The following is a 22,666-nucleotide window of genomic DNA, read 5'->3' as shown; positions in this document are numbered from 1 at the left end:
GCGAGAAAAAATTGAAAATTTTGACGAAGCAATCTCGTGCCAAAATCCTGAGATTGCCACGCTCCTTTCAGTCGCTCGCAATGACGATTAACTAAGTTCATCGAGTATACATTCCTCTAATATTTTTTGATTAACATTAGGAATTAATTCCATAATTTTTTCTTTTACGTTTTCTCCCGGTTTCACTTTTTTTACTGCTGCTTGATATAAAGATAAATAATATAAAGGTATAAGTTTATTTATATCATCTATATTACCTATTTTAGCTTTGTTTAAATCGGATAAATCAAATACATATTCAATACTAACGTCAATTAAATTAGATGAATTCGGGTGATCGGAAATGGTTTTTAAAAATGATTTTAGAGCATCTCCGTATACTTCTTTGCTCTCTTTGGATAAGTTTTTAAAATCCCCTACCCCATATACATATAGACTTAAAACATCTATTATTCTAGAGTAATCATTAATTACTATCGTACCTTTACTGTAAGAATCTTTAAGAGCATTTACTATAGTTTCATTTGTTATATTAAATCCCGATGCGTTTGAATATAGACTTAAAGCATTTATCTGTGCTCTAGTTAATTTATTTAATTCAGTAACTAAATTAATATTTAAATTAAAATTATATTGCCTATCTTCAAAAATACTAAAATTATTATTATTTAAAATATAGCTTAGTTCATTATTAAAATCTTTATATAGCTTATTATCGAAAAGTTTAAACAGATAGGTTTGCATATCGTAATATTTCTTTATAAATTCTAATGAACCTATTATAAAACCCGGTTTTAGCTTAAATTGCGAATCTACCAAAAGATCAATATTATTATTGCCGAAATCGTTTAACTTACCTTTATATAATAAATTAATATTATTTTCAAAGTTATTACTATTTATTTTTGCATTAGTAACTTCAATTGTTAAATCTTTAGCAATATCTTTAAAATGCAAACTACTAGTACTAATCAAGAAGTTACCAGAAAATTTGAAATTATTATTCCAAGCGGGTCTATATAATAATAAGCCGGCAGGTATTATTCTATCTTCAAGGTTACTTTTTACTATTTCGGTTTCATAATAAATTTCTAATTTTTGCGGTATATTATCAAGGAAATCCTGTTTACTTGTATAATACTTACTTTTGTCAAATAACATAGTAAGTATAGTATGATCTTCTTCATATAATTTTTGATTATCGACTAAGTCAAAAATTTCTGTTTTACCGGAAGTAAATTTAATATTTTCTATTAAATTTATAACTTCAAATAAATCTTTTTTTGATCGTACTATTTCAAATAATTTAAAATTTAACTGTATCTTTGCTGATAATATGCAGTTATCATTATAAAACCTTACTCCAAACCATCTTTCAACCGGCTTAAATCGCCCGAATGCTTCTCCGGAAAAATTTATAAATAATTTCTGCTTAAGTAAATCATAACCGATATTTATCGGTGTGGTAAATTCAATTGCTCTATTAATACTCTCTTCTTGCCAATTAATTACCGAAATACCTAATTTAAAAGGAAAACCATAGGGCTGAACTTTGGAAAATTTAATAAGATATTGCTGATTAGGATTATTATCAGCCTCTTCTATATTAAGGTTGGTACCGGCATATTTTTGATTTATAGAGTGTGATAAAGAGAACATAATAGTAAACCACAGCCCACTATATGCGAGTATAATAAAGATAGTTATAAATAATATTATTTTAAGAATTTTTTTCATCTTTAAATCGGCTTTGTTGCGTGGATCGGTTTTTCCAGTATTATCCCGCAACTTGATCGCGGGATCCAGTTTTTTTAATTTGTTATAGATACCGTGGTCAAGCCACGGGTATGACACTTTAGCTACTTACACAGCTCTATATATTCCTTATTCAATTTTATAACGTTCCAAATCCATAAACTCATCATAACTATAAAAATTACTAATAAATATATTATAATAGAATCAAAGGTAGCAGTTGGAATAATAATAAATATCAAAGACTGTATAAATGCTCCAAGCGATTTACCGAATTTAGTACCTATTACCTCTACGGCAGCTTTTCCCTTAGTTCTAAGCTCTAAAGATAAAGGAATATACGCCATTTCTTTTGTTGAATCGAATAATGAATATTTGGACGATTTACTAAGTATGTTCTGAATTGCTCCAACAATAATCGCTGCATATAGAAGATTAAAATCACCGAAACATGCTCCTATTTCTTCAATAAAAATTATAAAGATAAAAAACACCAAGCCGGTAATAGACAACATAATAGGAGTTAATAATGCAGAAATGAGCCAACCGAGTCTTCTAAGAATATTGCTGCCTATTACCATGAAAGTAACGCATGATATTCCCATCCAAATATTAAACCTGCCCATAAAGTTAACATAGTCTATAGTGTTCGGATGTAATTCTTTTATTTTTGCTTTCCAAGGTCCTTCGACTATATTTATTAATAATCCATAACAAATTATTAGTAAAGCAATACGACCTATATATTTTGAGTGAATTACTAATTTGATACTTTCAATTACCGAAAGTTTTGTTTTCGTTTTAGCCGTAACTTTTTTTGTATCTAAAACATTTATGGAATCCGTTAAAATAAATCTATTTATTATTCTAAATAGAAGCATAGCAATTATTCCTGCAGTAACAATAATTGACATGATTGGCTGAAGCATTATAGTATTTCCGGCAGATGAATTAAAAGAATCCGGTAACAATTCTGAATCAATGACGTTCTGCCCGCTTGAGAAAAAGACAAGTACGCTGCCTGCTATTATAAGACCGATATTGCCAACCATTCCAAGAACTGGATAGAATCTTTTAGCTTTAGAAGTATCAAAAATGTGATTGGCAAACTGCCAAAACATTAAGTTTATGACTACTGCACTCCATAATTCCGAGAAAATATACATCAGCGCATAACTCCATTTACTACCTATTTTAATGAACCATTTAAAATTAGGGTATGAAGCAATTAAATTATTTATCATTTCATCATTAGGATGATAAATATCTTGATTTGGATAAATAATATAGGCAAATAATAAGAAAAATAGTAAAAAGCTGCCGACTATAATGTAGAAAATATATTCAAAATTTAATTTATTACTAAGCTTAACATAAAGTACGGTAAAAATTACGCACGAGGGTAATACTAACCATAATTTTAAGAAACTAATAATTTCAGCCCCCATAGAGGGTACTACTAAACTATCTTTGATAGATCTTAAAGCCCCAAAATTAAAAAGGATACATAACATCATTAAAGCCATAGGTATAAATAGCTTTAATTCTTTCCTTTCTATAGGCCAAATTATTTCTTTAACTTTTTCAAAGAAAATTTTAGGCGGTAACATTTTTATTGTAACCTTACATATTAAAGTTAACTTTTAAATCTCTTAAGTGCTAAAGTCAATTAAAATAATTAATTTATACTACTCCAAGGTGTTATTTCTCTATATCGCCAGTAATATTTTGTGATCTTATCTAAATAGAACTTTTTATAACTATAAGTTCCAATATCCATAATACAACGTATTTTTATGCATTCTGTAATTACTTTTGGAAAACCAAAGCACTCCTGATCCGTATATGGCTTTTCGTTTTGTGTACCCTTGTGTGTTCTACAATGGTATACAAAACTATAATACTAATCTATGGGAGTTATTTGAAAATAGTGAACTTGTAAAAAATATATGGATTAATGATTATCAGTTAATTAATGTTCAAATCGGTATAGATTATATAGAGCTAATTTTGTCCTACACCTTGAATAAGATTAAGGAAAATGATAAAATAGAAATAGAAAAAATGCTTAAATCGCATTTAAATCCTGAATTAGGAGGAAAACTTATGAATAGCTTAGCTCATAGCTGGAAAAATTACATTACATGCCGCAAATAAACAGAATACTCACATTTTTGCATATTAAGCCTATAGGAACTTAGAGCTAAAGGCATATATACTCGATCAACTTCAAAAATTGGCTAAGTCGCCTCATAAGTTCTGCGGTGCTCACGTATTAAGTATACGCTCCGCTCCTCGCCTTATAGACTCCTTGCTCTTTTTGAAGTTGATCTTCGTCTATCAATTCTTCATTTACTCGAAGTATATAAATTCATGTTAAATAACTCTCGTTTATGTATTATTTGGTTGTTTGGGCTTGTTAGCGGTTTTAATCTAATGATTACCGGTAATACTTTAAATTATTGGCTTGCTAAAGAAGATATAGCATTGCAAACAATCGGTATATTATCATTCATAACGCTTCCCTACTCTATTAATTTCTTGTTAGCACCGATTTTTGATGCAGTGCAAATTAAATATTTAAACAAAATATTCGGTCATAGATTATCTTGGATTTGCTTAACTAGTAGTGCATTGATATTTCTTATATATATTTTCAGCTTTCTAGATCCTAGTACTAATCTATTATTATTTGCTTTCACGGCTTTAATTATTTCTTTTTTTAGTGCCGCCCAAGATACTATATTAAGTGCTTTAAGAACGGAAATAGTACCTAAAGAATCGCTTGGGTTTACTTCAGGAATATATATATTCGGTTATCGAGCCGGTATGCTTTTAGCCGGTTCTGGAGCTATTTATTTATCTATTTATTTAACATTTAATGAAATATATAAAATCTTTGCCGGTTTAGTATTTATTTATTTAATTTTATTGATAGTAGGAATTAAGTATTGTTATTTAAACGAGAACATACATATACAAATAATCAAGAATGATATAAAAAATAATCAAAATAAAAAAAACATAATAAATAATTTTATATATAATGCGTTAAAACCTATAGGTTCTGTTTATTTCATTATTCTTATATTAATTTTCCTAGTATTATATAGATTACCGGATAACTTAATTAATGTTATGATTAATCCGTTTTTGCTTCATCTTGAGTATGATGCTTTTAAAATAGCAAGTGTTGGAAAGTTTTGGGGCGTTGTAGGAGCTATAATCGGTGGACTTGTCGGCGGTGTTATTATGAAACATAAAAATATATTAAATAGTATATTTTTATTTGGTATTATTCATGCTTTAGGACATATTTTATTTATTTTTCTTGAAATAAACGGTAAAAATTCTTTATTATTATTTATTACGATAGGAATAGAAAGTATTACCGGTGGTATGACGATGACTGCTTATATCGCTTTTATTTCTTCACTCTGTCAAGGTAAATTTCGAACTACTCAATATTCTTTTCTTTCATCGATGATGGGAATTTCACGCTCAATTTTTCCTATAATTTCAGGCTATATGGTAGTAAATTTTGGTTGGCAAAATTTCTTTTTATTTACTACTATTATAACTATCCCGTCTTTATTAATATTATTAAAAATAAAAACTAAATTACAATAATGAATGATATATTAAGTGCTTTTTTACATGGCATCGTTTTAGCTCTCGGTTTAATAGTGCCGCTTGGAGTACAGAATATTTTTATATTTAATCAAGGAGCAAAACAGCCAAAATTTAGCAAGGCTTTACCTAGCATAATTGCAGCCTCAATATGTGATACTATTCTTATATGTATGGCAGTTCTTGGGATATCTTTATTAATTCTTGAAATTTCTTGGTTAAAATTATCTATATTTATTGTTGGATTTATTTTCTTAATTTATATGGGATATAATACTTGGAATCAGCCTCCTATTGATCTTACAATGAATTCCGGGGCTTTTTCAGCTAAAAAACAAATTTTATTTGCTATATCGGTGTCAATATTAAATCCGCATGCAATTATGGATACGATTATAGTAATAGGTACTAGTGCTTTAAAGTATAACGGTATTGCAAAAATTATATTTACCTTAACTTGCATACTTATATCTTGGATATGGTTTTTTTCTTTAGCAGTTGCAGGTTATAATATCAGAAAGCTAAATAAAAGTAGTACGATTTTAACCATAATTAATAAAATAGCTGCTATTATTATTGGGGCAGTTGCTTTTTATATTGGAGTACAAATATTGTATGAAATCGGTTTTATTAACTAGAAATATTGAAGAAAATAATGAAACTATAAAGGAAATAAGTAAATATAATTTAGATTTACGTTATATTCATTGTCCTTTAATTAAATATAAAACTCTAGATTTTAATATCGATATTTTAGATAATTACTCAAATATAATAATAACTAGTAAATATGCGGCAAATATCTTAGCCGGTCATAACTTAAAACAAGATGTTTGGGTAGTAGGTAGTAAGTCAAAACGATTATTAGGCAAGAAAGTAATTTATACTGCTAAAAACGTGGAAGATTTGATTAAGCATTTTCTTCCTGATTTATATGAGCAGACTATATATTTATCTTCAAATGAAATTACTAAAGATTTGCCTAATAAAATAGCTAGACATATCATTTATAATGTAGAATATTTGAATGAGCTGCCCTTATCTATTATAAAAGAATTTAAAAGCAATATTGACTTTATACTTCTTTATTCTCAGAATAGTGCTAAGACTTTTGTAAGATTATTACTTCAAAATAATTTACTAGAATACTTACAAGATAGTTTAGTTGTAGCTATAAGTTTGAAAGTCGCAAATATAGTTAGACCTTTTATAAAAAATGTGGTTTATTGTGATGATCAGAACCCTAACGATGTAATCAAGTTATTATCCGAAAATGCAAAAATTCGATAGTTTATTTAAAAGCAAAAATATCTTTTTTATAGCAATAGTAATATTTGTCTTATCTTCTTTTACTCTTTATCATAATAGATCCGATATTTTAAAACTGTTTAAAAGTGAAAATAAAGATTTAAGCCAAATTTCTGATCAAGCAGTAGAAAATAAAGAAAATACTACCCTGGAAGAAAAGGAAGCAGCCCCTCTATCTACCAAGTCGCTTTTAAATTACGTAAGTTCTTTAAAGTTTCCTGAAGCACCGACTAATTTAGTAGAACCAAAATTAGAAACTGTAGTCAATTCAGCTTCATTCGGATACAAGGAACAAGGAGCGAAGCCTATAACTAATAGGAGAGCGACGAGTGACGATGTAGGCGGATGGGGATCAATTGACTATATTAATTACTTATTAAATGTAAATCTATTAGTATATAATTTCATGCAGGATAAGGATTATAGTAAAGAACTAAGACTAGTAAAATCCCGCCTGCTACCTCAATATATAAGGAATATTTTAAATAACTTAGAAGCATATAATAATAATTATCTTTTTTCTAAATCAAGTAGTACGGAAGTAATTTTTCCTACCAACCATAAGTGGCTGGAGAAGTTTATCAAAATTGAGAAAAAACCTTCTGCTATGATGGTAAAAGAACAAGATAAAGCTCTAATTTTAGAGAAATTAAACTATTTAATCGATTTTCTTTATTCAGAAAAATTTATGCAGGAGTTTGTAAATAAAGATGTTTAGGTTATTATTAATATGTGCTACTTTTTTACTGCTTTATTTCGGGTTTACTTTAATAGAGAGCTTTGATTCAAAAGTTTTTATTAGTTTATACGATTATAATATTGAGATTACTTTGTTTTTTAGTCTTATTTTAGGATTATTATTACTAATTTCTTGTTTTATTGTCATTAGATTTCTAATATTAATTATCGATTTACCGTCTAAAATACATAATATTTTTAATAAACGAAAAATTAATCATGATAGATATGCTTTAATTTTAGCTTTTGCCGAATATATTATGGATAATAAAGCTAAATCTGCTTCTATTGTCCGCAAAAATTTATCTTCTGAAGATCTAAAAGATTCACAAGAATTCCATAATTTAATCTTAGCCGTAACTGAAGAGGATGTAGATAGAAAAATTTCCTATTTTCAAAAACTTATTACATCTAAAGAATTTGTTTTTTACGGTAGCAAAAACCTAGCAAAACTTTATTATGATAAATCTTTGTATGAGAAAGCAGAAAATTACGCAACAAAGGCTTATAATTTCAATGAACTTGATAGTGACAATTTAATTACTTTAATGCGTTGTTATGCTAGACTTTCTCTATGGACGAAATTTATTTTTATAACGAATAAGCTTGCAAAATTTCATAAACATGAGTCTATGCCGGAAATTGCTGAGTATTATTTATTAGCAGCGAAGCAGGAAGTAGAAGGTAATAATACGGCTAATGCTATAGATTATTTGGAAACGGCTGTAGATTTAAATTTTTATAACGACGAATTACTAGAATTTTACTTTAATTTAAATGATAAGCTTAATGTTAATAAAAAGATCAAAATATTAAAAGATGCTTTTTGTATTATCCCATCTTTAAAATTAGTGCAGCTATTTAAAAAATTCACTTCTCTATCAGATAGACAAATTTACGAAGAATTAACTCAAGAGTTAGATGCTAAAAAAGATGAAATATTAATTTTGGCAATGGAAGCTTATTTAGAATTGTAGACGTTGTGATATGGATCAGTTTTAGCGTCATTGCGAGGAAAAATTAAAAATTTTGATGAAACAATCTCAGGAGTTTGTTATTATTTCATGAGATTACCGTGCAGCCTACGGCTGCTCGCAATGACAGATAAGCCGAACCACACAACAAAAACTAATATAAAAATAGTTTCTTTTGGCTCTTACTAATTTCTTCATTTACATTATTATTATGGTGATGATAATTAGATTGGATTGTTATTAAATAATCATTTATTGCTTTAGAAAATTCTTCAGTTTTATAACGAAAGAAATGGTCAGCCCCATTGATAATTTTATAATCAACTTTAATATGGGATTGTTGCTTAGATAATCTATTTGCTAGGTCTTTTACATCATCTGCCGATACTATACTATCATTATCTCCCTGTAATATAAATCCTGGGATAGGACAAGGTGAAAGGAATGAAAAATCATATTTATGAATTGTATTAACCGGTGGCGAAATAGCAATAAAATGATTTATTTCCGGACGTCGCATTACAAGTTGCATAGCTATCCATGCTCCGAACGAAAATCCTAATATCAGATTAGACTGAGCATTTGGGTTATTCTGCTGTAACCAGTCGAGAGCTGCCCCCGCATCAACAACTTCACCGACTCCGTTATCAAATTTACCTTGCGATCCCCCTACTCCTCTAAAATTAATACGTAAGACGGTATAACCGTTATCTGCTAAAATCTTATAGGCATTATAAACTACTTTATTATTCATATTACCCTCATATAAAGGATGAGGATGAAGAACTAATGCAATAGGAGCATTAGGTGAGGTAGCTTTTGCATATCTTCCTTCAATTCGTCCTTCCGGACCGTTAAAATAAATTTGCGGCATAATTATTCATAATATTTAATTTGTTCGATATGATATTTTACCACTTTTTCTTATTAGTGCAACTATTCTTAATTAAAATATGATTGTATTGACGCATGCCGCCATATATACTAAGAGGATATTCCTAAATCAATGTATAAATAGCGGCGGTTTGCCTTTCAAACCACATATTAAGATTCCTAATGAAAAGACTATAAAAACTTTTGAGGATACAGATAAGCAAATTGGTTTAACTATCTCAAATAATATAAAAGAAATGTTTAATAAGTTAGGTATCTAATTTGTATCATCATTGCAAGCGACTAAAAACCTTGTTGTACGACTTTTAAGTTCTTGTCTAACACATCCAAGCATTTGCAGTTCTGCTACAATAATCAACTCCTTATATTTAGCTTGATCAGCAGTAGTTACTTTCTCTAAATGTTTAATAACGCTCCTTGCTGCTTCTTTATGTTCTATATCTTTTAGCGAAGTATGCGGCTCAAAAAGTGATCCTGGGGTAGATTTATTTTGGTAAGGGCTTTGTCTTTTTTCTCTATGGTGGTGATGTTCCTCTAAATCTAAAGATAATTTTAAAGGTTTATTAGTAGTAATTTTAACTCCTTGAGCGTTATAAAGCATTATTTGTTTACTATCGATAACCGCAATTAATTTTAACGGTGCTGTACTTACCATAAATACCTATAAGAACTAAGTTGTAATTTTATGATAATACTAATTATTTTTAAAACCTAATATTAATTTAATAATTTTTGCTTTTCACTGTTAATAATTTGCTCAACCTTGTCATTAAGTATACGTACGTCAGTTTGTTCTATTTCTTCTTTTTCTATTACACCTATAATCTTTACCTTTATAGTTCCAGGCTGCTTAAACCAAAACCCTCTAGGCCAAAATAAACCGGCATTATGAGCCATCATTACAATTGGAACTTTAGTAATTGAAGCAAGCTTTACGGCACTTGGCTTAAATTTCACCGTTCTATCAGGCGGAACTTTAGTTGATTCCGGAAATATTATTAACCATAATCCTTCTTTTATTTTTTCCTGACCTTCTCTTAAAATCTGAGCAACCGAGCTATTAGTACCACGGTCAACCGCAATAGGTTTAACCATCCGAAGTCCCCAACCAAGCAAGGGTATATTAAATAATTCACGCTTTAATACCCAAGAATGTTTAGGAATAATCAACTGCATAAATATTTGATCCCAAAAGGATTGGTGATTAGATATGACTATTGAGATTGTTTCCGGTAATTTCTCAAGCCCCTCTACTTCATATTTTAAACCGCAACAAATTTTTGCAAGCCATACAAAAGCATAAGAAAAGATAATGGCAATTCTATATCTTATTTGATAGTTGACATTGAAAAATGTTACGGGTATGTAACATATAAGAAAAAAAATAAATGTAAATAACGATAATAATCCGTAAAATGATAAAATTCTTAAACGCCACAGCATAATTATTAAGATAATTATATTAATTAAAATGGTATTTATAACATAATTTTACAATGAGTAAAATAAAAAGGTATTAAATGAAAAAAACTGTTCTTTCCGGTGTGCAAGCAACCGGTTCTTTACATCTCGGTAACTATTTAGGTTCAATTAGAAACTGGGTTAAAATACAGGAAGAATATAATTGTTTTTTCTTCTTAGCAGATTTGCATGCTATCACGGTTGATATTAAGCCATCAGAACTTAATAATTCAATTATGGGGGTTCTTGCTGTTTATTTAGCAGCAGGGCTTAACCCCGACAAAGTAACGATTTTTGCCCAAAATATGGTGAAAGAGCATACTGAACTTGCTTGGCTACTAAATTGTGTTACACCACTTGGATGGTTAAAGCGAATGACGCAATTTAAAGATAAAGCAGGTAGCGATCAAGAAAAGGTTTGCCTTGGACTATTTTCCTATCCGGTACTTATGGCAGCGGATATCTTAATATATAAAGCCGATATAGTGCCTGTAGGTGAGGATCAGAAGCAGCATTTAGAGCTAACAAGAGATATTGCAGGTGTGATAAATAGGAGATTTGATAAAGAAATTCTAAAAGTCCCGGATATTTTAATTAGTGAAACAGGTACAAGAATCATGAGTTTACGGGATGGATTAAAGAAAATGAGTAAATCTGATATTTCGGATTTTTCCCGTATCAATTTAAAAGACGATAACGATCTTATTCATCAAAAAATAAAAAAAGCTAAAACCGATCATTTAAGCTTTGTTAGCTATGATAAAGAAACAAGACCGGAAATTAGTAATTTATTAGATATTTATAGAAGTTTATCCGAAGAAAGCTTAGAAAAAATAATCGATAATTATCAAAACCAAGGTTTTGCAAAATTTAAAGAAGATTTGGCAGAAATTATTATTACAAATCTACAACCGATACGTGATAAATATTTAGAATTAATGAATGATAAAGAATATTTATTAAAAATACTGCACAAAGGAGCAGAAAAAGCAAGAATTAGAGCTTCTGAAACGGTTAACGAAGTGAAAGAACAATTCGGATTTGTAATTTAAATTTATATTGCAAGATTTCCCTTGAAATATATAAGATTATTTGGTATGAATCTTCTTGGATAGGTGGCCGAGCGGTTTAAGGCACTAGTCTTGAAAACTGGCGTACGGGCAACCGTACCGTGGGTTCGAATCCCACCCTATCCGCCAGCTCAGTTTATAGTATTATGCCCTTTTATTTTCTTTAGTGCTTAGTATATTTATCTAGTAAAATCCTAATCATTTTTTGATAAGGAACATGTGCAGTTGCTGCTTCTGATTTAAAAAATTCTACGCTCTCTTTACTTAAAGAAATGGTTACTTTTACAGAATCATCTTTTAATAACAGTTCTCTAGGATGTGGTAAGAAATCTTTTACTATTTTTACTTCCCCTATTTCCCCATCAGTGTATTTTATTCTCTTACCTTTACGCCAGTATCCTGCTCCAAAAATTCTTATATGATTATCTCGGAACATAAAATGGACTGTTAAAATATTACCATCAACTTTACCTAAACAAAAATATCTTTTTTCTGTAATACTATGGTCTACATCTTGAAGAATTATCCTTTTTATATCTAGAAAAGCTTTTTGAGCTTCATAAAAGCTTAAGTTATGATTACCAATATTAATTTTATTTTTTTCTTCATCCCATTCAAAAGAAGAATGCTTTTTTAGCCTTTAATCGATTAATTTAATAATACTTAGCTCTATACTAAATGTCCATATATTTATATGGGTAATAAACCATATTTTAATTTCAAAGTAAGACATAACAAGGCTTAAGCGTAGAATCAAGGCTAATCTAAACTGGTTAAAGGTTCGCATAACGTACCACGCTCTCCGCCAGCTCATATTCTACTTAAAATCAAACTACTTCCAACAAAATATAAACAGAAACATAATAACTTAACAATAACCTCTTAGTATAAAGTATTTATAGTGATATTATATCTGTAATATTGCTAAAAGTTACACACCATGACTAATCAAGGGTATTGCTGTATGGATCGAAAATTATAACAAGCTCGCCTATGTCATTCCTGCGAAAGCAGGAATCTAGAAAAAAGTAAGATTTATCTTACTTTTAGCTTTAAAGTGCCATAGAATTTACTTCTTTTCATTACTAGATTCCTGCGATCAACGGAATGATATCAAACACCTTGAATAATCCATGCAACAAAGCTCTAATCAAAATGAAAGTGCAATTGAGAACTATTCTAAATTTGCTACTTGGGGATTTAAATTATGAGTCAACTTAGTCTTTTTGATGACCAAATAATTGTTTCGGGACTAAAATAGAGTTCAGCATTACGGTTATAATATGATTATAAAAGCCGTTCTATAGATCAATCATATTATTTAGGGCTTTTACCTAAATGGTTACAGGTTATAGCTGATATACTTTATAAACAAAATATTTTTAATGAAATCCCAAATCAAGTAATTATAAATGAATATATGCCGGGACAAGGCATCGCCTCCCATATAGATTGTATACCTTGCTTTTCAGATACCATATGTTCTCTAAGCTTAAGTGGGGGCTGTGTTATGGAACTAACAAATTATAAAGAAAAGCGTTTTATTGCTCTTCAACCTAGAAGTTTATTAATTCTTAAGAATGAAGCAAGATATAAGTGACAACACGGAATTGCAGCTAGAAAGAGTGATAATAAAATAATGCGTAATAGACGCATATCTTTAACTTTCAGGAAAGTAATTTTATAAAAAATTAATAGCTCGCTTGAATTAAAGCCTAATACTCCAACAGGTAGAAAACAAGGAGCAAAACAAATTGAAATTTATAAAAGAGTTTTTGAAACAGATAGAGCAAGAGTAATATATTATGACCCCAATAAATACAAAGGCTAAAGTAATTTTGCAAGACCGATTAGACTATATTATTAAAAATAGTTTAGGAGTAATCTTAAAGCAAAAAAGTTTTTATTGGTTAAAAATCCTTAAATATATTCCCTAAATATCTATTTATCCAGTTGCTCCAACATCATTTTAGCGGCTTTTATACCTGCTTCTTTTGAAGTTTTTATATTGGTGGTTTCAGTATGGAAAGTTATTTTACTACCGTCAAGGTTACCGAGCATAAAATCGGTTTGTATATTAGACATCTTCCCAAACTCTACTTCTAGGGGTAATTTGTACGTCAATCCGGTACTCGCATCCTCACGTACGCTTTTGTACGCTGCGGTGCTGCGTTCCGTGTTTTCTTCAAATTCTTCCCTATAAGCGAGTTTGGAAAGATGTCTAGGATCCGCATCTAAATATTTAGAGTAAGCAGCAATCGGGGTACGGCAATTAGCATCTAGATATTCTAAAAAAGCTCTTTCAGGTTTTATTAGTTCAAAGGTAGGAATATGATTAATTTGGTTGCATATCTCAAGCATAGCATTATCATCTTGTCGTATTTCAACTGCAATGACTCCCTGCCCTATACACGGTAACATCTGTGAATACTCTATCAAATGACAATATTCCGGATTAAATGCCCCTAACCTTTTCAGCCCTGCATATGCTAAAATTGTCGCATCAACTTCGCCGGTCATTAACTTTTTTATTCTTGAATCAACATTCCCTCTAAAAACCGTTGCCTTTAAATCCGGTCTTATTTTTTGGATGAATGCTTTTCTTCGTACTGCCGAGCTACCTATTACGGCATTTTGCGGCAGTTCTTCTATGGATTTATAATTTAAACATACAAAAACATCTCTAGGATCTTTACGCTCTAAAACGGCAGCAATTACTAGCTCTTCGGGTATTCTACCAGGTACGTCTTTTAAAGAATGAACGGCTAAGTCAATTTTTTTATCAAGCAAAGCTTGCTCTATTTCCTTTAAAAATAAAGCTTTGCCGCCTATATCGTATAATGGTTTATTTTGGATTAAATCCCCGCTAGTAATAATTGGTACTATTTCACAATTAATATCAGGAAAAAATTGTTTAATTTGCTGAATAACTAAATTAGTTTGTATTAAAGCAAGCGGACTTTTTCTTGTACCTATTCTGATAGAATTTGTCATTTGTTTTCTACTATTTCAAAAGGGCTAGTAAAACTTAAAACATTACTGCTTATAATTACTTCATGATTCATAATAACCGGATGATTTACCTCTCCATGCCCTATTCCTACCGCTTTATAAGCTTCTATATGCGGAATATGATTTAAACAAAACTTTTTATAGCTTGTTCTACAAACTCATCCCCTTTAGTAAAATCACCGAAAATTATCGCCTCTATATCGTCAAATATACCGGCATTTTTTAATTGAACTAGATTACGATGCACGGCATAGGCTTTTTCATTAACGTCTTCAAGCAGTAATATATTACCCTTTTTTAGGTTAATAGAAGTTCCTATTAATTTGCTAAAAACCGTTAAATTTCCGCCTGTTATTTTACCGGTTATATTTTCCTCACTAATTTTCTTTATAGGTATAAGTTGTATTTCACTCTTTTCTCCTTTAAGAACATTTATTATAGATGTAATATCCTGATTAGTAGGCGGTAGTAACGAGGTTAGTACTGAACCGTGAATAGTTGGGATATTATAATGGTTATTTAGTAATAAATGCAAAACGGTAATATCGCTATAGCCTATCAGAATTTTATCGCCTTTTTGCTTTAAACAATCTTCTACAAATTCACCGCATCCATATCCGCCACGAAAAGCCCAAATTATTTTAACCTGTTCATTTTCCATAGCTTCTTTAAATGTTCTTAGCCTTTCCTCTTTAGGAGCAACGAAAAAAGCAATTCATCACCTGAAAAAATCTTATCATCTACTAAAGTTTTAAACCCTTGTAAAGTTAGTATTTCAATAGCTTTCTTTAGTTTATCCTGTGCATCAGGACAACCTGACGCCGGTGCTATAATTGATATCAAATCTCGTTGTTTGTTAAAAATAATCTTTTTCATAATAATGTCATACCGTGGCTTGACCACGGTATCTAGATAAAAATGTTGAAAAGTGCGTGTTATAAGTTGTTTTTTGGATGCCGTGGTCAAGCCACGGGATGACAGCAAAAAGTACTGGATTCCCGCTTTCGCGGGAATGACATTAAAATCATAATAGTTATACGAAGATCAACTTCAAAAAGAGCAAAGAGTCTATAAGGCGAGGAGCGGAGCGTATACTTAATACGTGAGCACCGCAGCTCTTATAAGACGACGTAGCCAATTTTTGAAGTTCATCGAGTATAAGGCATCGTAAAAATAAAAGTAGTCTCCCCCAGTTTATCGTTTTCTGCCCAAATTTTCCCGGCGTGCAGTTCTATTACTTTCTTACATAGAGCAAGCCCTACTCCTCTACCTCCTGCCGTTGTACGTGTTTTAGAGCTTACGACAAATACGCCGAATATACTCTGCAATTCCTCTTTTAGTACTCCTATTCCATCGTCTTTTATACTAAACAAGATATTATTTTCTTGCATGTGTAGATCAATTTTTATTATTCCCTCACTACAATAGCTAATAGCATTAATTATTAGATTATCGAATGTGTGTTTAATATAATGAGGATCACAGTTAAATATTATATTTTCTTCAATATCAGATATAAAATTTAAGGTTTTGCCGTTTAGATATAATTTTTTACATATTTTAATCCTTTCATGTAGCAATTCGCTTAAGTTTATATCTTCTTTATTTAGTTCATAATTAAGACTAGATAATTTTGAAAAATCTAGAATATTATTTATCAAGCTATTTAATCTAATAGAGCTTTTAGCTATAATCTCTACGGCATTACGACGCTGATCTTCATTAAATTTATCATAATTAGCCCATAAGGTTTCACCAAGGCTAATAATACCGGTTAGCGGCGTATTGATTTCATGGTTTATATTACGTAAGAACTCATGTTTCAAATCAAGTAACTTCTCTAATTCCTGCTCTCTATAATTAACTCTATTACCTAAATGGGTATTTTTTAGGTTAACTAATCTCTCTTGCTCCTGCCTTGGTTTTAAGAATACTATTAAAAGGCTGCTAAATAAGGTTAGGAAATATACTACTTTAAATTGAAAACTATCTATGCTAATTAATAACTTCTCATCCATAAAATATTTATAAAACTCTATACTAGCAAACACGCCCGTAACGGTCATAAGTAAAGTAGCTTGCCACCTGAATATCGTTGCAATTATAAGTAAGTTAATTATCGAACACATTAATTGCATCTGATCAAAACTACTTGATATAACAAGTAAACTACCGAAAAATATTAATATAACAAAAGTAGCAACAAACCAAGATAAAGATATAATATAATAATTCTTTTTAAACTTTAAAGACCATAAAGGATAAGTGATTAATATTGCAGCAGTTATAAGTGTGGTATGGTAAATAATATTATATATATCCAAATGGTTCATTATTCTGCTACCCGGTGTGGTATATAAAGATGAGAACATCGATGTTAAAATAAATATACCGACATAACTATAGGTAATTTCTTGATTTGGTAGGGTACTTTCCCAATATTTAAAGATGTTAAAATTCTTAAGATCACGAAATAAAGTCAAAAATTTTCTTTTTCTCTCTTGCCTGATTATTTTAACGGCTAGCGGCTCTTTTAAAGAACTAAACCCTCCGGGTTGCTTTAAAATATAATGGCTTCCAAGGAAAAAGAGTAAATTTACGATAGTTGCGGGTAGTATCGGATAAATACCTAGAACTGCTCTTAAAGAAAATATTTGCCACAATATAATAGTTAATATTGCAGCAATCATACCGATAAAAAAACTTTTGGCACTTGATTTAAAACCGTATATTAACAAAATTAACGGCAAAGTGATTAGAGGTAAATAGATACTAGTTAACAATAGAAATAGATTTATTAAATCTTTCGTATAGAGTGATATAATAAAACCTATTAATCCTATAGTAATTGCGGTTATATAATTATAATTTAATGAAGCTTTTTTAATGATGTCATTAGTAAAAGTTACCGCTGCAACGTTAATATAAGAGTTAGTACTTGAGATTATCATTGCCATAATAACGCCGACGATTAACCCCTTAAATCCTATATAACTTTTAATAATCCGTAAAAACAGTTCATTAGTGTCAACACTCGGTTCTTGAGATAGTAATAATATTACAATCCAAATAAATAAAACGGATAAACAAAGACAAATAATTGCCGAAATAAAAAAAGTTTTTGATATTTGCTTTGTGTCTTTTGCCATCAATACTCTTTGAAAAATTGAAGGACCAAGCGACGGAATCGCAAAATATATAAAAATATTTAAAGAAATCCAAAATTTAGGACTAGTATAGTGAAACAATCCTTGTAAATCAGTCAGACGAGTTTGTACGTTTGAGTCTATAACTATATGCGGATCGCTAAAAACATTCCATACGACAATTCCTATTACCGGAATAATTGCACTATAGGTAAAAAACTGTACGGCTTCAGTAAAAGTAACCGATTTTACGCCGCCAAAAGCAGAATAACTTATTATTACGGTGGCTATACATAAATCTATATAAAAATTTGAAATATTAAAGAATAGCTGTAATATTAAACTTGCTACGTGGAATTGCATGGCAATCCTACCTATAGACATTAATATACTAACTATCGACGTAAGAATACGAACTTTGTTACCGTACGCTTCCCCTATTATTTCTGCTGCCGATAAGCTGCCCAAAAAATTCTCAAAACGAGGAGCTATAAAGTAACTAATTAATAACCAACTAACGACGCTACCGAATATACTAGGTAATAAGTAAAATAATCCATCCGTATATATTCTTGAATTATCGATTAAAAAAGTACTAGTACCGATCCAAGTAGCAATAATAGTTGCAACTATCGTACCTGTAGAAAAATTCCTTTTTCCTATAGCATGTTCGCGAATATTTTTTATATTTTTGATATTTAGAAGTCCAACTAGCAAATTAATCGCTAAAAAGCTAGTAAAAATGAGGAGATCTATATTTGGCATAGAGTTAAGTTATAGGGATTTTCTATGCAAATAATAATAAAGATAAAAAAAGAAACAAACAATATTTTTGTGGAGTTAAAAAAGTATGTCATTCCTGCTTTGGCATTGTTGTGTAGATCTATTTTCCCGTCATTGCGAGGAAATTACGTAAGTAATTGACGAAGCAATTCAGTAAAAAATTCTGATTTACAGAATTTTTTTATTATTTTTCTGGATTGCCACGCAGTCTACGACTGCTCGCAATGACGACGCGAGAATAACATTAAGATAAACTATCTTTTATTCATAAAGATTGAACTCTTCTACTGCCTGACCTAATAATGCTACATTTGCTCGACACGAAATTCATCGGAAATATGCGTCTCCATAGTAACACACCAAAAATTTTGGATTTGTGCTTTTTCAGTTGCAACAAATTTATTCATTATTTGAGAATTATTATGAAATACTTCCATCACTTTAGTGCTATTACTCCATAGCCCCCATTCAAAAACGGTATTACCGTTTTTATCTCAATCAGTTTCTGGGTTGGAAATCATTTTATTTAATACTTGTACTGCAGTACTTTCTAATACATTAAACTGCAAAGAGCTTCAAAAATATTTAGCTTGGAATTATTAAGCTCATTAATATTAGTTCCGTTTAATATAGACGGTATTTGTTGTATATTTCTTGAATTTAATAATTGAAAAAGACTCTTCATAAAAAAATCAAAATTTATATTATAATTTTACAATAAATTACCATGAAACATGGTTTTTTACTTGTGTCATTAAAATACATAAAGTATTAATAAATGTCAATGGATTATTTACTAATAATTTAAATTTTGTTAATTAATTTAATACCAAGGTGCGAGAGATAAGTTTATTTTAATCCCTTTAACGGTAATATCAGCTTCTTTATCGGCAAGATATTTTTCTTCTCTGATTAAGGCGATTGCTTTATTACGATAACTTGAGCATATTACGCCGATTTTATCGTTATCTGCGAGTATTTCTTCATCTTTAACTAATGAGGATAAATCTTCATCTGCTGTAATTTTATATATCTTTCTTCTTATAACACCTTGATATTTAGCTCTTGAAATAACTTCCTGACCAACATAACAGCCTTTGTCAAAACTAATTGCATTTAACTCCTCAGCACCATACATATTTGGAATAGATTTATCTGTGATTAAATCTTCTACTCCGTCTATTATTGCAAAATTATATTTATCTTCTAGGTATAATTTTTCATTAAAAGAAGCTGGATCCCCGCTTTCGCGGGGAGGTATTGTTGCATGGACCGATTCCACTCTTGTCATCCCGCAACTTGATCGCGGGATCCAATCTTGTTTAATTGTTTTCTGGATACCGCGGTCAAGCTGCGGTATGACACCGAACTCATATATAGAACGAAAACCGAGCATAGTATAGCGAGGATCACGAGACGTAACTAGCGTGTCTATATCTAATTTTTGATGTGAGTAGATAACTTTTTCGCTGCAATCTATTATTTGTATTTTAGAGCGAAATTTATAAAAGTTTAAATGCTCTATCAAAGCAGCTTTATTACTTTTATCAATATCAAGGTAAATTTCCTCAAGGTTAGGAACATACACAAAAAAATCAAATAAATATCTTCCTTGATTATTAAGCAAATAAGTATAGCAGTAATTATTCTTTTTTATGTCGTTAGTAATGAGATTTTGTAGGAACTTTACGGAATCTAAACCTATTATTTTGATAACTTCTCTATTACTTAATATTTCATACATAATTATAATATTATTGACTTTATAGGTTCTTAACTACTATACTCTAAATTTATATAAATTAAACTTAATAATCATGAGATGTTCATCTTACTGTACTTCTTCCGAATATAAGATGAGTGATCTAGTTACTAATTTAAAAAAGATTGGTCTTGAACCTCAACATTTTGACGATGTTTTATATATTCGGAAAGAGATAAATAAAGATTCTGATTTTATAGAGATATTTTTCTTCCCGTTTGGCTGTGTAACTATTTGGGGCGGCGATGAAATTCAAGAAAAAATAGTTTTAAGCGATACTGATTTAGTAACCGTGAACAAGCTTAAAGAGCCGGTGTCTGATTATATTTATTTTGAATATAATACAGAAGTCGAGAAAACATTTATTGATGAAGAAAAAAATAAAATAATCTTAGCCGATAAATCAGTTTTTGTTAAACTTTCTATTTCCCATGCTCTTGCACAATCGGTTAAACTTAGCATTCTTGAGCAATCCGTTAGTAACTTGATTGTTCAGACAACCCCTATACAACAGGAACTAGCTAGAACCGGTAGCGTATCGCTTTCTAAAAAGGAGATATTACAGCAAATAGGTATATTATTTAACGAGCGTTATTCAATCAGTTTGTATAGCGATATATTCGATACTCCGGAATTCTTTTGGCGTCGTCCGAGCTATGAGCCTCTATATCTTATGACAGCAGAGTTTCAAGACATAGAAATACGGCAAAATATAATGAATCATCGTCTTAATATGATTCATGAACTTTTAGACATTCTTTCAAATGACCTTAATTATAAACATTCTACCAAACTTGAGTGGATTATTATTATTTTAATCGGTCTTGAAGTTGTCCTGTCGTTATCTCATACTAATCTTTTCTTAAAAATTATCGGAGCTTTATAAATAGCTTCTATGCAAATTATCGATAATCAAAAAACATTAGAAGAATTTTGTAACCGGTTAGCAAATAAGGCATGCTTAAGCATAGATACGGAATTTGAGCGTCGCTATACTTATTATGCTCAGCTTAGTATAATTCAAGTTAAAGCAGAAGAATATTGCGGAATAATTGATGCATTAAGCAATTTAGATCTGAATATTTTTAATAAGCTGCTTGCAGATAATAATATTACTAAAATATTTCATGCTCCTCGTGAAGATTTAGAGATTTTCTATAATTTATTTAAAATACTACCTTCTAATGTTTTTGATATACAAATTGCAGCAAATATTTGCGGATTCGGTAAACAGCTAAGCTATGATGACCTTTGCTATAAGCTAATCGGTATTACTATCGATAAAACCCACCAAAAATCTAACTGGCTAAAACGCCCTATCACTAGTGATATGTTAAATTATGCAATGTTAGACGTGGAGTATTTGTATAAGATATATAAAGAGTTAAATAATATAATTATTAAAAATAATTTAACTAATAAATATCAAACTACTCTTAGTTCTTTATTAGATGTTAGAAATTATAAGGTTGAGCCGAAAGATGCTTGGAAAAAAATAAAATATAGAAGTGATGATGAGAGTTTTAACCACAAAATTCAAATGCTTGCAGCTTATCGTGAAGAGAATGCACAAACTATAAATATTCCTCGTAAGCATTTTATTTTAAATGAAGATTTAATAAAGCTTAGTAAATACCCGCCATTGAATCACAAGGATTTTAAAAATCTAAATTTAAAAAGCAAATATTTACACAAACAAAAATATAAAGATGAAATAATAAGTTTGTGTAATAACTTATAAGAAAAAAGCTACAAATCAAATAACTTGTAGCCTATATATGAATAGAAAAAAATTAGCCAACTAATGTAACTTGTATCTCACTATCTTGTACTACTTTGACATATTCGTTGTATACATCATCAGGCAAGTTACTAAATGCCTGATCTATGATAAGTGTCCCTACTCCTACCAATGCTAATTGAAAACAAATATCTTCAGTCTGAGTATCGCCGGATACTTGTCCTGTTTCTAGCCAATCTCTAACTGCTTGTGCAAAAAAAGCAAAAGGTACACCGATCAATACGACAATTTTTTTATTATATCAACCATTTTACCCTAAGTTGATTTTTGTAATAATATTGTATAAAATATTATATATATACAAATATAATATTTTATACAATTAAAAAAAT

General features: G+C 29.9%; 21 protein-coding genes, 1 tRNA gene and 3 pseudogenes. 12 read left to right on the top strand and 13 right to left on the bottom strand.

Annotation, left to right across the window (positions count from 1 at the left end; all coding sequences use genetic code 11):
* Nucleotides 1-87: 87 nt before the first annotated feature.
* Together REIP_RS06030 and tlc3 are read right to left on the bottom strand one after the other, a co-directional pair.
* On the bottom strand, nt 88-1,737 hold the full coding sequence (locus tag REIP_RS06030) for a hypothetical protein (protein WP_045804074.1): 1,650 nt from the start codon (nt 1,735-1,737) through the stop codon (nt 88-90).
* Between the two features lie 122 nt (nt 1,738-1,859).
* Nucleotides 1,860-3,365: a nucleotide exchange transporter Tlc3 gene (gene tlc3 / locus REIP_RS06025; protein WP_045804073.1), complete on the bottom strand. Its 1,506-nt coding sequence runs from the start codon at nt 3,363-3,365 to the stop codon at nt 1,860-1,862.
* Between the two features lie 262 nt (nt 3,366-3,627).
* Here tlc3 and REIP_RS09855 point away from each other — a divergent pair, with 262 nt between their 5' ends.
* The 6 genes from REIP_RS09855 to REIP_RS05995 all read left to right on the top strand — a co-directional run bounded on the left by REIP_RS09855 (nt 3,628) and on the right by REIP_RS05995 (nt 8,408).
* Nucleotides 3,628-3,912 (top strand): hypothetical protein, encoded by a 285-nt coding sequence (locus REIP_RS09855; RefSeq protein WP_197069208.1) that lies wholly within the window; start codon nt 3,628-3,630, stop codon nt 3,910-3,912.
* 216 nt (nt 3,913-4,128) lie between these two features.
* Nucleotides 4,129-5,385, top strand: coding sequence for an AmpG family muropeptide MFS transporter (locus tag REIP_RS06015; protein WP_045804072.1), 1,257 nt, complete (start codon nt 4,129-4,131; stop codon nt 5,383-5,385).
* Nucleotides 5,382-6,023, top strand: a complete 642-nt coding sequence (locus tag REIP_RS06010) for a LysE/ArgO family amino acid transporter (protein WP_172643960.1) — start codon at nt 5,382-5,384, stop codon at nt 6,021-6,023. The genes REIP_RS06015 and REIP_RS06010 overlap by 4 nt, the downstream gene beginning before the upstream one ends.
* Nucleotides 6,001-6,675, top strand: coding sequence for a uroporphyrinogen-III synthase (locus tag REIP_RS06005; protein WP_045804071.1), 675 nt, complete (start codon nt 6,001-6,003; stop codon nt 6,673-6,675). The genes REIP_RS06010 and REIP_RS06005 overlap by 23 nt, the downstream gene beginning before the upstream one ends.
* Nucleotides 6,659-7,411 (top strand): palindromic element RPE2 domain-containing protein, encoded by a 753-nt coding sequence (locus REIP_RS06000; RefSeq protein ID WP_045804070.1) that lies wholly within the window; start codon nt 6,659-6,661, stop codon nt 7,409-7,411. Before REIP_RS06005 ends, REIP_RS06000 begins: the two co-directional genes overlap by 17 nt.
* Entirely contained in the window at nt 7,404-8,408 is a 1,005-nt protein-coding gene (locus REIP_RS05995) for a tetratricopeptide repeat protein (protein WP_045804069.1), read from the top strand. Before REIP_RS06000 ends, REIP_RS05995 begins: the two co-directional genes overlap by 8 nt.
* A 151-nt stretch (nt 8,409-8,559) precedes the next feature.
* Here the strand turns inward: REIP_RS05995 and REIP_RS05990 are convergent, their stop codons facing one another.
* On the bottom strand, nt 8,560-9,279 hold the full coding sequence (locus tag REIP_RS05990) for an alpha/beta hydrolase (protein ID WP_023508229.1): 720 nt from the start codon (nt 9,277-9,279) through the stop codon (nt 8,560-8,562).
* A gap of 151 nt (nt 9,280-9,430) precedes the next feature.
* Between REIP_RS05990 and REIP_RS05985 the strand changes: the two genes are divergently transcribed.
* Nucleotides 9,431-9,559, top strand: a complete 129-nt coding sequence (locus REIP_RS05985; RefSeq protein WP_045804360.1) for a hypothetical protein — start codon at nt 9,431-9,433, stop codon at nt 9,557-9,559.
* On the opposite strand, the gene REIP_RS05980 is transcribed toward REIP_RS05985, so the two are convergent.
* Both REIP_RS05980 and REIP_RS05975 read right to left on the bottom strand, forming a co-directional pair.
* Nucleotides 9,556-9,954, bottom strand: a complete 399-nt coding sequence (locus tag REIP_RS05980) for a host attachment protein (RefSeq protein WP_045804068.1) — start codon at nt 9,952-9,954, stop codon at nt 9,556-9,558. The two genes, REIP_RS05985 and REIP_RS05980, sit on opposite strands and share 4 nt — an antisense overlap.
* Nucleotides 9,955-10,016: 62 nt before the next feature.
* The gene (locus REIP_RS05975) at nt 10,017-10,742 is read right to left on the bottom strand and encodes a lysophospholipid acyltransferase family protein (protein ID WP_045804067.1); all 726 of its coding nucleotides are present in this window, start codon (nt 10,740-10,742) and stop codon (nt 10,017-10,019) included.
* A 77-nt stretch (nt 10,743-10,819) separates the two neighbouring features.
* On the opposite strand from REIP_RS05975, the gene trpS reads away from it, so the two are divergent.
* Nucleotides 10,820-11,812: a tryptophan--tRNA ligase gene (gene trpS / locus REIP_RS05970; protein WP_045804066.1), complete on the top strand. Its 993-nt coding sequence runs from the start codon at nt 10,820-10,822 to the stop codon at nt 11,810-11,812.
* Nucleotides 11,813-11,869: 57 nt separating this feature from the next.
* Nucleotides 11,870-11,959 (top strand) — tRNA-Ser (locus REIP_RS05965).
* Between the two features lie 15 nt (nt 11,960-11,974).
* Here the strand turns inward: REIP_RS05965 and REIP_RS12660 are convergent.
* A pseudogene (locus tag REIP_RS12660) lies at nt 11,975-12,266 on the bottom strand (hypothetical protein).
* Nucleotides 12,267-12,275: 9 nt separating this feature from the next.
* Nucleotides 12,276-12,416: pseudogene (locus tag REIP_RS12655) on the bottom strand (BrnT family toxin); the annotation flags it as partial.
* A 717-nt stretch (nt 12,417-13,133) separates the two neighbouring features.
* On the opposite strand from REIP_RS12655, the gene REIP_RS12650 reads away from it, so the two are divergent.
* The gene (locus REIP_RS12650; RefSeq protein ID WP_269429028.1) at nt 13,134-13,430 is read left to right on the top strand and encodes an alpha-ketoglutarate-dependent dioxygenase AlkB; all 297 of its coding nucleotides are present in this window, start codon (nt 13,134-13,136) and stop codon (nt 13,428-13,430) included.
* 341 nt (nt 13,431-13,771) lie between these two features.
* Here REIP_RS12650 and hemC read toward each other — a convergent pair whose 3' ends face one another.
* From hemC to REIP_RS05930, 5 genes and pseudogenes are all read right to left on the bottom strand, one after another.
* A complete protein-coding gene (hemC, locus tag REIP_RS05950) occupies nt 13,772-14,824 on the bottom strand; it encodes a hydroxymethylbilane synthase (RefSeq protein ID WP_023507796.1) in 1,053 nt (350 codons plus the stop codon).
* Nucleotides 14,821-15,718: pseudogene (locus tag REIP_RS05945) on the bottom strand (LD-carboxypeptidase). The gene hemC and the pseudogene REIP_RS05945 overlap by 4 nt, the downstream one beginning before the upstream one ends.
* A 272-nt stretch (nt 15,719-15,990) precedes the next feature.
* Nucleotides 15,991-18,753 carry a sodium:solute symporter family transporter gene (locus REIP_RS05940; RefSeq protein WP_045804064.1) on the bottom strand — a complete coding sequence of 921 codons (2,763 nt, stop codon included), beginning with the start codon at nt 18,751-18,753 and terminating at the stop codon, nt 15,991-15,993.
* Between the two features lie 323 nt (nt 18,754-19,076).
* On the bottom strand, nt 19,077-19,208 hold the full coding sequence (locus tag REIP_RS13235) for a hypothetical protein (protein ID WP_269429015.1): 132 nt from the start codon (nt 19,206-19,208) through the stop codon (nt 19,077-19,079).
* A gap of 386 nt (nt 19,209-19,594) precedes the next feature.
* Entirely contained in the window at nt 19,595-20,515 is a 921-nt protein-coding gene (locus tag REIP_RS05930; RefSeq protein ID WP_045804063.1) for a YgfZ/GcvT domain-containing protein, read from the bottom strand.
* A gap of 112 nt (nt 20,516-20,627) precedes the next feature.
* Between REIP_RS05930 and REIP_RS05925 the strand changes: the two genes are divergently transcribed.
* Together REIP_RS05925 and REIP_RS05920 are read left to right on the top strand one after the other, a co-directional pair.
* Nucleotides 20,628-21,419: an RMD1 family protein gene (locus tag REIP_RS05925; protein WP_045804062.1), complete on the top strand. Its 792-nt coding sequence runs from the start codon at nt 20,628-20,630 to the stop codon at nt 21,417-21,419.
* Nucleotides 21,420-21,428: 9 nt separating this feature from the next.
* Nucleotides 21,429-22,274 (top strand): ribonuclease D, encoded by an 846-nt coding sequence (locus REIP_RS05920; RefSeq protein WP_045804061.1) that lies wholly within the window; start codon nt 21,429-21,431, stop codon nt 22,272-22,274.
* A gap of 52 nt (nt 22,275-22,326) precedes the next feature.
* On the opposite strand, the gene REIP_RS05915 is transcribed toward REIP_RS05920, so the two are convergent.
* Entirely contained in the window at nt 22,327-22,554 is a 228-nt protein-coding gene (locus REIP_RS05915) for a hypothetical protein (RefSeq protein ID WP_045804060.1), read from the bottom strand.
* Nucleotides 22,555-22,666 lie beyond the last annotated feature (112 nt).

It is taken from the genome of Rickettsia endosymbiont of Ixodes pacificus, assembly GCF_000965155.1.
Classification (GTDB): domain Bacteria; phylum Pseudomonadota; class Alphaproteobacteria; order Rickettsiales; family Rickettsiaceae; genus Rickettsia; species Rickettsia tamurae.
This window is presented reverse-complemented; position numbering and strand designations above follow the sequence as displayed.